The sequence below is a fragment of the Microcoleus sp. D3_18_C2 genome, from assembly GCF_036702395.1.
GTDB lineage: Bacteria > Cyanobacteriota > Cyanobacteriia > Cyanobacteriales > Microcoleaceae > Microcoleus.
This window is the reverse complement of sequence record NZ_JAUBTG010000022.1, coordinates 40,569-55,409: the sequence shown is the minus strand read 5'-3', so window position 1 is coordinate 55,409 and position 14,841 is coordinate 40,569. Positions and strand designations below refer to the sequence as shown.

General features: G+C 46.4%; 8 protein-coding genes. 3 read left to right on the top strand and 5 right to left on the bottom strand.

Features of this window, described 5'->3' with window-relative positions; genetic code table 11:
- Positions 1 to 77: 77 nt before the first annotated feature.
- From QUA88_RS15410 to QUA88_RS15400, 3 genes are all read left to right on the top strand, one after another.
- Complete coding sequence (locus tag QUA88_RS15410) at positions 78 to 5,870, top strand: PAS domain S-box protein (protein WP_333272469.1); 5,793 nt, start codon at positions 78 to 80, stop codon at positions 5,868 to 5,870.
- A 380-nt stretch (positions 5,871 to 6,250) separates the two neighbouring features.
- Positions 6,251 to 9,064, top strand: coding sequence for a hybrid sensor histidine kinase/response regulator (locus tag QUA88_RS15405; RefSeq protein WP_333272466.1), 2,814 nt, complete (start codon positions 6,251 to 6,253; stop codon positions 9,062 to 9,064).
- Positions 9,065 to 9,242: 178 nt separating this feature from the next.
- Complete coding sequence (locus tag QUA88_RS15400; protein WP_333058420.1) at positions 9,243 to 9,722, top strand: chemotaxis protein CheW; 480 nt, start codon at positions 9,243 to 9,245, stop codon at positions 9,720 to 9,722.
- A 65-nt stretch (positions 9,723 to 9,787) separates the two neighbouring features.
- On the opposite strand, the gene QUA88_RS15395 is transcribed toward QUA88_RS15400, so the two are convergent.
- The 5 genes from QUA88_RS15395 to QUA88_RS15375 all read right to left on the bottom strand — a co-directional run bounded on the left by QUA88_RS15395 (position 9,788) and on the right by QUA88_RS15375 (position 14,755).
- Complete coding sequence (locus QUA88_RS15395) at positions 9,788 to 11,035, bottom strand: adenylate/guanylate cyclase domain-containing protein (protein ID WP_333058419.1); 1,248 nt, start codon at positions 11,033 to 11,035, stop codon at positions 9,788 to 9,790.
- 234 nt (positions 11,036 to 11,269) lie between these two features.
- Positions 11,270 to 11,854: a PepSY domain-containing protein gene (locus QUA88_RS15390; protein WP_333055591.1), complete on the bottom strand. Its 585-nt coding sequence runs from the start codon at positions 11,852 to 11,854 to the stop codon at positions 11,270 to 11,272.
- 316 nt (positions 11,855 to 12,170) lie between these two features.
- Positions 12,171 to 12,668 carry a Fe2+-dependent dioxygenase gene (locus tag QUA88_RS15385; RefSeq protein ID WP_333055592.1) on the bottom strand — a complete coding sequence of 166 codons (498 nt, stop codon included), beginning with the start codon at positions 12,666 to 12,668 and terminating at the stop codon, positions 12,171 to 12,173.
- 46 nt (positions 12,669 to 12,714) lie between these two features.
- Positions 12,715 to 14,112: a HAMP domain-containing sensor histidine kinase gene (locus QUA88_RS15380; protein WP_333210694.1), complete on the bottom strand. Its 1,398-nt coding sequence runs from the start codon at positions 14,110 to 14,112 to the stop codon at positions 12,715 to 12,717.
- Positions 14,078 to 14,755, bottom strand: a complete 678-nt coding sequence (locus QUA88_RS15375; protein WP_333055594.1) for a response regulator transcription factor — start codon at positions 14,753 to 14,755, stop codon at positions 14,078 to 14,080. Before QUA88_RS15375 ends, QUA88_RS15380 begins: the two co-directional genes overlap by 35 nt.
- Positions 14,756 to 14,841 lie beyond the last annotated feature (86 nt).

Below are 14,841 nucleotides of genomic sequence, written 5' to 3'. Positions count from 1 at the left end.
AGATAAGTCTGCAACGGCTGTGCATGAATAAATTTAACTAACGATCGTCGGCATCCGATTTGCCCATCCTTAATTTTATGATCGAAATTCTCTATACCTGGATCGCAACGACTTTGACTCTGACATTGCCTGACTTTTCCCAATCGGTGGTAATTGGAGCTGCTAATTGCATCATTTGTGTGTGTTACTTTGCCATCGCCTGGATAATCAGCTTAGGTTTGTGGCGAAACCGTCAATTCGGGTTCGACATCTTCGCCACAGCCACAGCAGGCATATTTTGGAGCTGCGCTTTCGGCCACAGTGGCCACGCCGCCGAATACCTAGGGCTGCCCCACTCTCAGGTGGCACAAAGTGTGTTCGATTGGATAACTGTAATGGTGGCGCTCGTTTTTTTGAGTTTGTCCAACCGTTACGGATTCTTAGTAGGTTCCAAGCAAATCTTGAGCTCTAAAAAAGAAACAGAACAAGCACTGAGCGAAACTACCCAGCGATTTCACGCAATCTTCGACCAAGCTTTTCAAGCGATCGCAGTATTAGATCCAGACGGTACTCTGATCGAAGCAAATCAGACAGCGCTAGAATTGGGCGATTTCCAAGCATCAGAAGTGCTGGGGCTGAAATTTTGGCTGACACCAGGGTGGGCATCATCTCCAACCAACCAGCAGCGCCTAAAAACGAACATTAAACAAGTCTCGGCAGGCAAGTTTGTCCGGGAAGAATACGAAATCACTGGCCCCAACAACCATGTGACAGTAATTGATGTGTCCTTTAAGCCCCTGTTAAATGAAACAGGAGAAGTATTTCAAATCCTCGCCGAAGGCCGCGACATTACCCAGCGCAAACAGACAGAAGCGACCTTGCAGCAGCTAACGGCAGAACTAGAGCAGCGAGTGAATGAAAGAACCGAGCAGCTCCTGCAAACTAATGCACAATTGGAACAGGAAATTCGCGATCGCACCACAGTACAAGAGCAATTAAAAGCCTCAGAAAAATTTTTAAACAACATCCTTAACAGCATCCCCGACCCGATTTACGTCAAAGACAAACAGCACCGCTGGTTAATATTAAACGATGCTTTTTGTCAACACCTAGGTCACAGCAGAGAAGAACTAATTGGCAAATCCTACGACCAGTTTTTGCCCAAACAGGAAGCAGAGACATATCGAAAAAAAGACGAATTAGTTTTTTTGACAAATACCAGCACCGAAATCCAAAAAACTATCACAGACCAAGCAGGAAACACCCGCTTTGTCTCCGCCAAAAAATCTACCTTTGTAGATGCCGACGGTAGACAATTTCTCGTTTGCGCGATTAGAGATATCACCAATCGCGTGCAAATGGAAGAACAACTGCGGCAGACACTGGCAGAAGTAGAAAGCTCCCAAAACTTGCTGCGAACAGTCATTGACGCTACGCCAGACTGCATTTTTGTCAAAGATCGAAACTTGCGCTACACCCTAGTCAATGCAGGTTTCGCCGCCGCCTTCGGCAAAACCCAAGCAGAAATTATCGGCAAAGACGACGCAGAAATTGGTATATCGGTCGATCGCATCTTCGCCAACTTCCAGGCCGAAACCGATTCCGAGAACCAAATCCAAAACTTCCGGGCCGGCAACCATCTCGCGCCCGCCTCCAACGACTTAGCCACCTTAGCCGACGGCAAAGTACACACCTTCGACACCCAGAAATTGCCCCTCAAAGATGCAGAAGGCAACATTTTAGGAATGGTCGGCTTCGCGCGCGACATCACACAGCGCAGGAAATCTGAACAAGAACTATTGCGGTTCAAAGCAATTTTAGAAACCACAACAGACTGGGTAGGAATCGCCGACACCCAACAGCGCGCCATTTATCTCAACCGCGCAGCCAGAGAAATGTTGGGAGTTGGCTCTGACGCCGATTTAACCGGAATCCGCATTTCTGACCTGACATCCCCCAAAAGTATCGACACTCTTGTGAACGTCGGCATCCCCGCAGCGTGCCGGGACGGGGCGTGGAGTGGCGAGACAGTTTGGCAGAGTTTAGAGGGCGAAGAAATACCAGTTTCTCAAGTAATTGTTGCCCACAAATCCGAGAATTCAGAAGTTGAATTTATCTCAACGATCGCCCGCAACATTACAGAACGCAAGCGCACAGAAGAAGCCTTGCAGCAGAACTTGCAAATGCTCGATCTTGCCAGCGATGGCTTGATCGTTCGGGATATGGACGGCACCATTAATTATTGGAGTCAGGGAGCCGAACGGATGTACGGCTGGACAAAAAAAGCCGCCCTGGGGAAAGTCACCCATACTCTATTGCACACCATTTATCCCCAGCCTTTAGCCGCTATTTCGGCACAGTTAGAAGAGCAGGATTATTGGGAAGGAGAATTAATTCACACCACCAATTATGATACCAAAATTACCGTATTCAGTCGCTGGAATTTGCAGCGAGACGAACAGGGAAAACCGAAAGCAATTTTAGAAACTAACAACGACATCACGGAGCGCAAGCAAGCAGAAATCGAAAAGCAAAGATTGATTTCGCTAGTAGAAAGTAGCTCTGATTTTATCGGCACGGCTACCCTGGAGGGAGAGGCAACATACCTGAATGTCGCGGGAATGAAACTAGCAGGATTGCCAAATATTGAAGAAGTCAAAAGCAAAAGTATGTATGACTTCTTCTCAGTAGAAAATGGTAAGATTTTCCAAGAAGAAATCGTGCCTGCTACTGTGCGAGACGGTTTTTGGCAGGGCGAATTCCGCTTGAGGAACTTTCAAACCGGCGAAGACTTTCCCGTTGACTTCACCCTATTTACAGTCAAACACCCAGAAACCGGCGAGCCGATGGGGTTCGCAACAGTTACTCGCGACATCACTGATCGCAAACGTGCAGAAGAGATGCTGCGCGATCGCGAAAGACTGTTCCGAGCCATTTTTGACCAATCGTTTCAATTAGTGGGGCTGCTCAAACCAGACGGAACCGTTTTGGAAGCCAACCAAACAGCCCTCGACATCGCCGGAATGGAGCGCGAAGACTTCGTAGGAACGCAGTTTACAGATAATTTGTGGTGGCAAATTTCCCCAGAAGCCAAGCAAAAAGTGCAAGCAGCGCTCACAAAAGCCGCCGCCGGCGAGGTTGTCCGCTACGAAGCCGACGTGCTCGTTGCTGGGGGTGCTGTGATAACTGTGGACTTCTCCCTCAAGCCGATCGTAGACGACAGCGGCAAAGTCGTGCTGCTGATTCCCGAAGCTCGCGACATCACCGATCGCAAAGCCCTAGAACGAGAATTAGTTTTGCGTCAAACCCGGTTTGACGCATTTTTCACAGCCGCCCCGGCCTCAATGTTTATTTTTGACGAGCAGTTGCGCTTCGTCCAAGTTAACGAGAAATTAGCGGAAACCACAGGCGTCTCAGTTGCCGAACACCTCGGCAAGACGGTGAGGGAAGTTGTACCCCAAATGGTCGATACCCTACAGCCGATGTTGCAGCAGATTCTCGCCACCAACCAACCGTTTTTAAACGTTGAGGTGTCGGGTACAACCGTCAACGAACCGGGCCTCGTGCGAGATTGGCTGGCGTCATATTTTCCTTTGCCCGGAGCTGACGGCAAACCCATCGGTGTCGGCGGTGTGGCGATCGAAATTACCGATCGCAAAAAAGCAGAAGAAGAGCGCGATCGATTTTTTACCCTTTCCCTAGACTTGATTTGTATTATAAGTTTTGAAGGCAAATTCAAGCGTATCAATCCCTCTTGGGAAAACACACTCGGCTACAAGGCGCATGAACTCGAAGACAACTATTATATCGATTTAGTCCATCCAGACGATCGCGAATCAACCCGAAAACAAGCGGAAAAAGTAGCTAGTGGCGCCGAATTAAAATCTTTTGAAAATCGCTACCGCTGCAAAGACGGTTCCTACAAGTGGCTGTCGTGGAAAGTGCGACCTGAAACCGAACAACAGCTCATGTATGCAGTCGCTCGCGACGTTACTGAAAGCAAACAGGCGATGGTGCAACTGGAAAAAACAACAGCCCAATTAGCCCGTTCCGAAGACCAATTTCGGCAACAAACCAATCTCTTGCAACTGCTAATAAATAGCATTGGCGACGGCATAATTGCTGCCGACGAAAAAGGCAATTTTGTGTTGTTCAATCCCGCCGCCGCAGATATCTTTGGCACGGGTTCGACAGATACTCTTCCCGACGAATGGTCGGCAAGATACGGTTTATTCTTGCCCGATACGGTAACTCCCTATCCCACAGCCGAGATCCCCTTAACACGGGCAATTAGAGGAGAATCTCCTGAGAACGTAGAGGTTTTCACCCGCCACGCAGGGAATCCAGAGGGCCTGTGGGTGAAAATTACCGGCCGGCCGCTCAAAGACGAAACGGGCGCACTCAAAGGCGGCGTAGTCGTTTGCCGCAACGTCACCCAGGAAAGATCGTCCCAGCAGCAAATGCAGCAGTTGGCCGAGACACAGGAACGCTTGCTGCAAGAACTCAAAACGCGGCAAAATGCCCTAGACGAATCGGCGATCGTCAGCGAGACCGATCTGCAAGGCATGATTACCTACGTCAACGACGGATTCATTGAAATCTCCGGTTACAGCATGGGAGAACTCCTGCACCGCAACCACCGCCTCGTCAATTCCGGCTACCATCCCAAATCATTTTTTGAAGAAATGTGGGTGACACTTTCTCGCGGTTTGGTGTGGAAAGGGGAAATCAAAAACCGACGCAAAGATGGCTCGTTTTACTGGGTAGATTCGACGATCTCCCCCATCTTTGATACCAGTGGCACAATAGTCAAATATATCGCCATTCGCTTTGACATTACCGAGCGCAAAGAGGCAGAAGAACGACTAGGAAAATTAGCAGCAGAACGTAAAGCTGAAGCTGATTCTCTGACGCAGCAAGTCCTTAAATTGTTGGGAGAAATTAAAGGCGCGGCTCAAGGCGACTTGACAGTCAGGGCGGAAGTGACTAACGATGTTTTAGGTGCTGTCGCCGACTCTTTCAACTTCTTAATCGGTTCTCTGCGGAAAGTAGTAACGGGAATTCAAACTTTAGCCGAACAGGTAACATCTGCCACCGACGAGTCAATTAACAATACCAGTCAACTCACCCAACAGGCAGAAATTCAAGCAGCAAAAATATCTGCCATCATGCGCGAAATAGAGCGGATTGTGAATTCGATCCGCGACGTGCGAGATGTTTCGGTGCGGGCCGAAACAGTGGCTCAGCAGTCTTCTCAAACGGCTGAAGTCGGCGGTATGGCGGTCGATCGAGCTGTCGAAGGCATTAACGGGCTCCGGTTGACGATCGCCTCTACCTCGAAAATGATGAAACGTTTGGGCGAATCTTCGCAGCAAATTGGCAAAATTGTGACTTCGATTTCTCAACTTGCTTCGCAAACTAATTTATTAGCTCTGAATGCTACTATTGAGGCGGCGCGAGCCGGCGAACAAGGTTTAGGCTTTGCAGTTGTTGCCGAAGAAGTGCGGAAATTAGCAGAAAGATCCGCCGGCGCTACGGAGGAAATCTCGGAAATTGTCGGTACAATTCAAGAAGAAATCAGCCGCGTGATGAAGGCAATGGAATCGGGGACGCTGGAGGTAGTGGAAGGCACTAAGCTAGCAAGCGAAGCTAAAACTCACCTCAATGCCATCATCGAAGTTAGTCGAGAAATGAATGCTTTGGTGCAGAATATTACTATTGCATCTGCTAAGCAAACTGTTTCTGCTGAGGGAATTGCTAACAGTATGCAGCAAGTCAACGAGATTGCTAATACTACCGCACAAAAAGGTGCGGATGTCAAAGCATCTTTGGACGAGTTGTCTGGTTCTTTGGGCCAATTGCAAAAGTCGGTGGCGAATTTCCGCAGTTAGTTATTCGTCATTAGTCATTAGTCATTAGTCATTGGTCATATTAAATCCGGTTAAATACCACAATTCTGTAGGGGCGGGTTCATCAAAAATCTTGAATTATTACCGACAATCTGCATAAACCCGCCCCCTCTCCCAACGCAAAAAGTGCGCTCGCATTTCTGTCGTTGGGGCAAGAAACCGGGTTTCTCCGAAAAATTCGGGTTGAGTACGATAAATCTAGGAAGAAACCCGGTTTCTCCGAAAAATTCGGTTTGAGTACGATAAATCTAGGAAGAAACCCGGTTTCACCAGATTATTTGAGTGGTGCGGGTTGAAATGAACCGGACATAATCTAAGAACTGACTAATGACTAATGACTGCTAACCAATGACTAATTTAATATGAATGATGACGATTTAAACGAATTAATAGATGCTTTTACCGCAGAATGCGAAGAGTTTCTTCAGTCAATGGAGACGAATCTGCTGGCGATGGAAGCTGCGGGTTTGAAAGAGCGACAAGCTGCCGTTAAAGAAATGTTTCGGGCGGCTCACTCGATTAAAGGTGCGGGTTCGATGTTGGGCTTTCAAAACGTATCGGCGGCGGCTCACACGCTGGAGGACTGTTTTGTCATTTTGCGCGATCGCACAGACTTGGCGGCCCTGGAACCGACTACTGTGAGTGTTTTGCTGCAGGGGGTGGATGCTCTCAAAAAGATTACGATCGAATCAGTTCAACACTCCGATGTCACAACTCCGGATCAAACGGAAAACTTGGAGGCGATCGCCCAAATTTTCGCCCAGTTCCAGGCCAAGTACGGCAAGTCAGAACCGTCGCCAGTCACCGCAGCCAGTCAATCGCCCGCCCAGGAAACCCTGAAACTGATTTTTGAACAGCAAGTGCCGGCACTCTTCAATCGCCTAGAAACCGAGCTTTCCCAAGCTGACGAGGCAGATTTGGCAACAACTGTCACCGCCCTCAAGCAGGTTTACTACCAACTCTCCGGTTTGGCTGGAATGCTGCAATTGCCGGATTTTGGGAAAGTCGCCGCCGCCCTCAGCGCTTTGATCGACTCTCCCGACTTGACTCTACAACGGTTGCAATCCGACGGTTGGGCGATCGCCCAAAACTTGCAAACCGCACGCCAACAAATATTGGAAGGAAGGGCGATCGACATCCCCGAAATCTCCCCCTCTCCCACTCTCCCACTCTCCCCCACTCCCACTCCCCCCGAAATCTCCCCCTCCTCCACTCTCCCCGAAATCTCCCCCTCTCTCCCAGTCCCCAACCCGCAAAGGCCGACAATCCGGGTAGACTTAGAACGCTTAACTGAATTGGTGAATCTAGTCGGGGAATTAGTCATCAACCGTACAAATTTAGAACTTCAAGAATCCGAACTGCGGGGCGAAGTCAAGCGCATCCGCCGCAACATCGTAGATTTGAACCAATTCGGCGGTCAGTTGCGAGAAGAATACGACAGACTGAGCTTTGCAGAGTGGAGAGGGGGAAACGGGAACTCTGGATTGGGAAAACTTGCAGCCGCAGAAACAGAATTCCCCATGATTGCTAACGGCAAATCCTCTCCGGCCCATGCTCACTTCGATATCTTAGAGATGGATCGTTATACAGAGTTCCACTCGACAGCCGCCGAAGTCATCGAAACTGCCCAAGCAATTTCTCAATCCGCCACCAAATTAGACACCTTAGCCATGAAATTCGAGCGCAGTACCGACCAACTGCGCCGCATTACCGAACAACTACGCAGCCGCGTCATGCAGTTGCGAGTCGTGAGTTTCAGTCGCGCCGTCGATCACTTGCCCAGAGCCCTGCGGGAGATGTGTATCACATACGATAAAGATGTCAACCTGCTGCTAGTGGGAAGAGATACCAAAATAGACGAAAGTTTGCTCGATGCTTTGCGCGATCCCTTAATACACTTAGTGAGAAACGCTTTCGACCACGGCATCGAAATTCCCGAAGTTCGGAAAGCAAGCGGCAAGCCGGCCAGCGGTCAAATTGAAATAGAAGCCCGCCACCAAGGCGGCCAAACTATTATTACTGTCGCCGATGACGGCAAAGGCATTGACCCGGAAATGATTCGCCGTAAAATTGTCACAAAGGGTTTGGCTACGGAGGAACAAGCTCAAGAATTTTCCATTGCCGAACTCTACGATTTTCTGTTTTGGCCGGGTTTCAGCACTACAGAAGGGGTCAGTGACCTTTCGGGGCGAGGAGTCGGGCTCGACGTGGTGCGAACAAATTTGCGGACTGTGCGGGGGACTGTGAAGGTAGACTCTCGCCTGGGAAAAGGTACGAGTTTTATCATTAAACTGCCACTGCTGCTGTCGATTACTGATGCTTTGATGGTGAAGACAGATCACAATAAAATAGCAGTGCCGCTGGATGCAGTCGAGGAAATTCTGCACATTAAAGCCTCGGAAGTTCACATTGCCGGCAATCAGCCGATGCTGTGGTGGCGGGAAGAATTTATTCGTTTGGTGAGGATGCAAGATTTGCTCGAATACAGCGTCCTCCCGCCGGATGCCCCCTCTCCTGACCCTTTGACCCAAGAGGAAATTCCTGTCCTGGTTTTGGCTTCTACCGAAGGAATGCTGGCGGTGGCCGTGGAACGGCTGATCGGTCAGCAGGAAATTGTGGTTAAACCTTTGCCACCGCCTCTATCCAAGCCTCGCGGCGTTTTGGGGACTACGATTTTGGGGGACGGGCGCGTGGTGAATATTCTGGATGTGGACGATTTGGTGGGCCAACCTGTGGTAAATAGTTCGATCGCCGCTGTCTCCGGTAAAGTGCAGGAGATGCCGGCGAGTGCGAGTCGGTCACCGCAGATTTTGGTAGTGGATGATTCCTATACAATTCGCCAGTTGTTGTCTCTGACGCTGACTCGTGCTCGCTACCGGGTGGTACAGGCGAAAGACGGCGTGGATGCCCTGGAAAAGTTGCAAAATGGTCTTGATTGCAGTTTGGCGATCGTGGATATTGAAATGCCTCGGATGGATGGATTTGAATTGTTGCGATCGATCAGATCGACCCAGCGGTTTGCTAAGATTCCCGTAGCCATGCTGACATCCCGTAGCGGGCCCAAACATCGGCAAATGGCAATGGAATTAGGCGCCAATCAATACTTCACCAAACCTTACAGCGAAGCCCAACTTTTACAAGCTATACCCAAATTAATCCACCACTCAATAATTTAAGCCAAAATCTCAAATCTCCACTCAAATAATCCCTAATCTCAAACAAAACTTAGATCAAAAGTAATTGCACCAGCGAATAATAGTGGTCAACTACGCAGCCGACTTACCTACTAAAATCCAATAATCTTCAATCCAATAATCCTCAATCTAAAATCTAAAATCTAAAATCTAAAATCGAATGACTCACGCCAATTACAATCGCCGCTTTCGGAGCAAGAAACAAGCCACTGTTAGAATTGCCCCTAAAAAAATGGTTTCCTTTGAACTGGGGAACGTCTACTATGCTGTTCCTATAGAACGAGTGCAGCGTATTGTTAAAGACTTTACTCCCTACGGTTTTTTAGATAGCGGTCAAAGTTTAGTGCGACACCAAGAAGAACTAATTACGCTGATTAGTTTATCTAAAATATTTCCCAGCATCCAGACTATTGCCGACAACAACTACCTGATTGTTTGCAGTTTAAATAAGAGCGATCGCCTGGGAATTCCGGTTCCTAATATGCCGAAAATATTGGAAATATCCGAAGAAAACTTATGCGAAATTCCCGAATTGTACCGCCAAGATCAACTCCCTAACGCCGTAGAAAAGTTAATTCGCTCGCCAGACGGTACAGAAGTTTTTTATCTAAACTTAGAGCTATTTCACCAGAGGATATAATCAGAGTTTTCTGATTGAATATATCGCCATTTTTTTACTCTATGTTCGCAATCCGTGACGGCTAGCTATATTAACCGCCATGCAATTAAAGCTGCTGTTTTACCTTTAGCCACTATCGGTTCACAAGGTTCCACCGTTAGATGTTGTGACATCCCTTGATAAACAGCATCAGAAATAGTAATTGCACCACCAGGCGTGGCACTTTCTAAGCGTTTAGCTGTATTGACAACATCACCAATCACCGTATAAGTCCGAACATCTGCACCGCCAAATAGCCCTTCAATAACGCTTCCGCAATGCACCCCGCATCCCGCACCAATTCCATATAATTCAAGCATTTCTGAAGCAGCTTTACTCATAGATTTAGCCGCAGCAATTCCCTGTTGTGGCGTAGCATAAATAGCCATAATTTCATCGGCTGTAAAAGTTATTCTTAAAGGCTGAAACTGAGAAGCTGCTGGTTCAACACAACGGTAATATTCATTGAGAACCGCTGCAACTGTCTCAGGGGAAGTTTTTTCGCACCAACTTGTAAAACCGCGAATATCCATAAATAAAATCGTGCGATCGCACTTTTGAAAAGCCAAACCTGCTGGATTATTAAGCGCTGTGTCTACTACATGACTTCCCATTCCCCATTTTGCCATATTTCCTAGTAGTTGAGCTGTTTTTTCTAGCTGCTTTCTTTGTTTTACAATCTGTAGTGACTGCAACCCCAAAAGCAAACCGATAAACACCATACTCCAAGTAAGAAACCAGTGCGTTGCCGTCCGCGAAAATGTCACTATCAATTCTAAATTAGCAATTAAATATTGAGACTTAATCCCAATCACAACATAAAAAGCTACCACCATCAGAGCCCTTACCAAACTTTCCAGTGGAATCAGCCAATCATCAATACCCTTAGCCCAATGGAATCGCAATCCTTGCAAAGTAGCAATCATCAGAGAAAATAACCAAAAGACAATGTGACTCAGATTTTGGAAAAAATCTAGCCCGTCTATCGGCACATCAATCAGCGTATAGATACCAACGCAGATCAGGTTTCCCCAAAAACGGTGGCATTTCGAGCTCGACAGATACCAAGCCTGAACAAGCATTGCTACTATCAGTAAATATTCAGTTGGGTCTGTGATAAATTGGAACAAACCCGCTAATATCAAGTCTGATAAAGTCTTCAGAATTAAAAAGTGACCGCTGTTACTTAATACTTCACTGAGAAATGCACTGGTGCGACTTCCTTGTAGCCGACTTTCCCATACATTTTTTGAATTTAGACTTTTTTTTGCCGTTTCAATACCTCTATTCATCATCTTAATTAAAGGTCAGTGACCAGATAATTATTGTATACCAGTTCCCCAAAAAAGATGCAACTGTAAAGAGGATTAAAACCACGATATTCATCAGTCATTCCCGGAAAAAAAATCTATAGCGGTTCTCAAAAAAGTGAGATATGCCCTATGCCCTATGCCCTATGCCCTATGCCCTATGCCCTATGCCCTATGCCCTATGCCCATGAGTACCTCATTTTTCTGAGAAAGGCTATATTAGCTATCTTCCTCTGTTGTTTGCGGGCGACGTTTCCGAAAAATACCAGTCATATTGATTCCTGTTACCAGCAGCAAAATCACACCCAAACCCACCAAAAACACATAGATTGGCATCAAAAAATCTCCCAAATATTCTCCTTGGTGGATATTCAAAAAAACTTCTCCTACCTCTTTCGGCATCTTAAACCAGCTTCTGCCAACTCGATAGATTACACCTGTCACCGTACTGACTGTTAAAGGCAATAAAATAATCGGTGCAGCAATACGGTGAACCTTACGAAAATCAAGTTTAGCACCTGGTCTTTCAGGGCGTGCGCCACCCAAAAATTTGGTCATCGTCAAACCAGTGACTATCAGCCCAATCACTCCCAAAGCCAGCAAAAGCACATAAAAAGGTCTGAGTTCCTTTCCGAGATAGCTTCCTTGGTGAATCACCATAAAAATCTCGGCAGCATCATCTTCTATACCAAACCAACTTTGTGCGAGCCGATAGGTAACACCAGTTAATGCAGTCAATAGTAAAGGGATGAAAATAATCGGTGCAACTTGGCGGTGAAGTTTGCGAAAATTAATCCTAGCCATCTATTTATTCTCCTATTTTTTAGAGGTTTTGTTGTTGACAAATCAGATTCTCTTGGACGCACGGGTAGGCAGAAACCGGGTTTTTGCGAAAATATTTTGTGATCCCCGCAGATTCGGTAAAAAACCCGGTTTCTTTGGTCAAAATGGGTAATTCATGTTGCAAATAATTTCATTTTGATAGAAAGTGCCGTCACTTGTGTATCCATAATTGCTAAAACTCCCTGAAGTACCGCTTTGATAACCATAATTACTATGACAAAACAAAGTAAAGAACTCGGAAAGACCTAAAATGTATTTCATCCGCCTCCAAAACCTCCTAAATAGTCCTGGACGCACGACATCTATATCTCGTGTGAATGTAGGGGCAATCCCCCCGGTGGTTGCCCTTATTCCTTGGTCTCTTGCGTAAGTCCTGCTCAACCATTGAACCAGCAGCAAGTTTAAAAGCTTGTTGTCCTTGGGTACTTTCAATCACTAATTCCCCGCCCGTATAACTTGCAGGATAGCTGAGAAATAGAGTGAGAGACAAATCCGATCGCATTAGTTCTTCATCTCCCATAATCGCATTATCAATATGTGTGCCGTAGTACATTCCTCCCTGATAGCGACTCAACATAATCGGACGCATCGCTTTAGGGCGCGCCGCTATTTGGAATAAAGAATTTCGTTTTAGTGCTTGGTTGACTAAATTTCTGAGTTCTTGAGTTGGAGCCGCATCATTTTTTAGTTGAGCGTTATTTTTTACTTGTTGGGCGTACCAACCTGCTGTTAACTTCCCATCAACAAATTCAGCATTGGAGAAAGCGGTGAACAAGGAGAATCTGGGAAGAAGAGTTAAGGTTTTTTATTAATATCAACTCTTAAGCTACTGAGGATAATTTTACATGAAAACAGCTACCTACTCCTAGCTGACTGGTAACGCTAATTTCTCCTCGATGGCTTTGGACAATTGCTTGGGCGATCGCCAATCCCATCCCCAAACCCCCTTCGCGGCGATTTCTGGCTCGATCTGCTCTCCAAAATCTGTCGAAAACTAACTTTACATCTTCTGGAGCAATGCCGATACCAGTATCCTCTACACTCACAATTGTCGATCGGTTCTGTCTGCTCAGAGAAACAGTCACACTTCCGCCCGCTGGTGTGTAATGAATTGCGTTTCCGAGCAAGTTGGAAAACAAACGAGTTAGCTGTGCAGCATCTCCCATTACAGACGTATTAATGGCTAAATTTGACTTGAGAATAATTTGCTTTTCTTGAGCTTGCAGTTCCCACAAATCTAGCAAATCCTCTAATAGTTCATCTAACGGCACCGCTATCCACTCGCGGGCGATCTTGGCTGCTGGTGCATCCATTCTAGTTAATAAAAGTAAGTCTTCAACTAACTGAGTCATCTGTTTAGTAGCAGAGGCGATCGCCGCCATTTTCTTAACATCCGCTGCATGAATTCTCTCTGGATGACTCTGCATAACTTCCACAGAAGTTTTAATCGCTGTCAGCGGACTTCTCAACTCATGGGAAGCATCAGCAGTGAATTGTTTTAACTGCTGAAAACTATCCTCAATTGGCTTGAGAGATTGCTTAGTCAGCCACAAACCACCAACCGCAGTCAAGCTCATAACAATAATACTCCCATAACCCAAATTCCAGCGGAGTCTGCTGAGAACTTCTTCGACTTCTTTAGTAGATTCGCTGGTGCGAATATAACCTTTTAATTCTTGCTTTTTATTATCATAAGAAATGTAAACTGGAATGGTCGCCGAGCGAATTTGCCCGTTTTGTATGGTTTGGAAACCCGATTTTATCGGTACTGGCGGTAAAGTATTGCCGGAATTTCCTAACATTTTACCTGCTTCATTAAACCATTCTACAGCTTGATCTGGTTCCCGCAGATTTTGCCAGGGAATGTCTAAGTCTCCGTCTTTATCTAACTGGCGCGTTACTTTTTTGCGATGGAGTTCAATTTGAATATCATCATTGCGCTGTTCACTTTCTTGGTCAGATTCATCGCCTTTTTTTTCTGGATTTTCTGAAATATGCTGCTTTTCGATCGCAACTAAACTGTGAGAAGCTGCTTGAGCCAAAACCTCCAATCTCTGGTCTAATTCTTGATACAGACTGCTGGCAAATAATTCATAAACAGCAATAGCAGAAGCTCCTAAAATAGCTACCATTACTGTTAAGTAAGATAGCAATAAACGCCATCCCAAAGCTTGAAATTGGGGATTAGAGGTTTTGGTTGAGCCGATAACCGATGCCATAAATAGTCTCAATAAAATTAGCTGGTGCACCTGCAGCTTTCAGTTTTTGCCGCAAACCCCGGAGATGAACTTTTACGGTTTCTTCTCCTGGCGAGTCTTCAAAAGCCCATATATGGTCTAGGATAGCACTCCGTGTTAAAACGCGCCCTCCTGTTCGCAGGAATAATTCTAGCAAACTGTACTCCTTTGGTGTAAGATGCAGCAAATTATCGCGATAAGTAACTTCGCAGGTATTCGGGTTTAAACGCAGATTTTCCCACTCTAATACTGGTGGTAAAGTTGTACTTCCCCGCCGCAGTAAGGCTCTAATTCTTGCTGCTAATTCGGGCAAATCAAAAGGTTTAACGACATAATCATCGGCTCCCGCATCTAATCCCATGACTTTATCATTGCTGGTGTCTCTGGCTGTTAGCATTAACACGGGGGTTTTTAAACCTTGTCGGCGCAAGCGCTGACAAAGGCTAATTCCATCTAATTTTGGCAGCATCACATCTAGCAGAATTAAGTCATAAGTAAAAGCTTCTGCAAAGTTCCAACCTTCTTGACCGTCGGCGGCTATATCTACGGCATAATGTTGGTCGGTGAGGGCTTCTGCTAATGCTTGGGCAATGCGATAGTCATCTTCTACTAACAGAATCTTCATAGCTCGCTGCTAAATACTGACTGCTAAATACTGACTGCTAAACAGCAATATAAAAGATAATTGGCACACCAGACGGTTCCGAAGTA

What these genes read in the sequence shown, in the direction of transcription:
- QUA88_RS15390 (WP_333055591.1), bottom strand. Translation starts at nt 11,854, where the DNA reads ATGGCTAGGATTAATTTTCGCAAACTTCACCGCCAAGTTGCACCGATT.
- QUA88_RS15410 (WP_333272469.1), top strand. Translation starts at nt 78, where the DNA reads ATGATCGAAATTCTCTATACCTGGATCGCAACGACTTTGACTCTGACA.
- QUA88_RS15380 (WP_333210694.1), bottom strand. Translation starts at nt 14,112, where the DNA reads ATGGCATCGGTTATCGGCTCAACCAAAACCTCTAATCCCCAATTTCAA.
- QUA88_RS15395 (WP_333058419.1), bottom strand. Translation starts at nt 11,035, where the DNA reads ATGATGAATAGAGGTATTGAAACGGCAAAAAAAAGTCTAAATTCAAAA.
- QUA88_RS15405 (WP_333272466.1), top strand. Translation starts at nt 6,251, where the DNA reads ATGAATGATGACGATTTAAACGAATTAATAGATGCTTTTACCGCAGAA.
- QUA88_RS15375 (WP_333055594.1), bottom strand. Translation starts at nt 14,755, where the DNA reads ATGAAGATTCTGTTAGTAGAAGATGACTATCGCATTGCCCAAGCATTA.
- QUA88_RS15400 (WP_333058420.1), top strand. Translation starts at nt 9,243, where the DNA reads ATGACTCACGCCAATTACAATCGCCGCTTTCGGAGCAAGAAACAAGCC.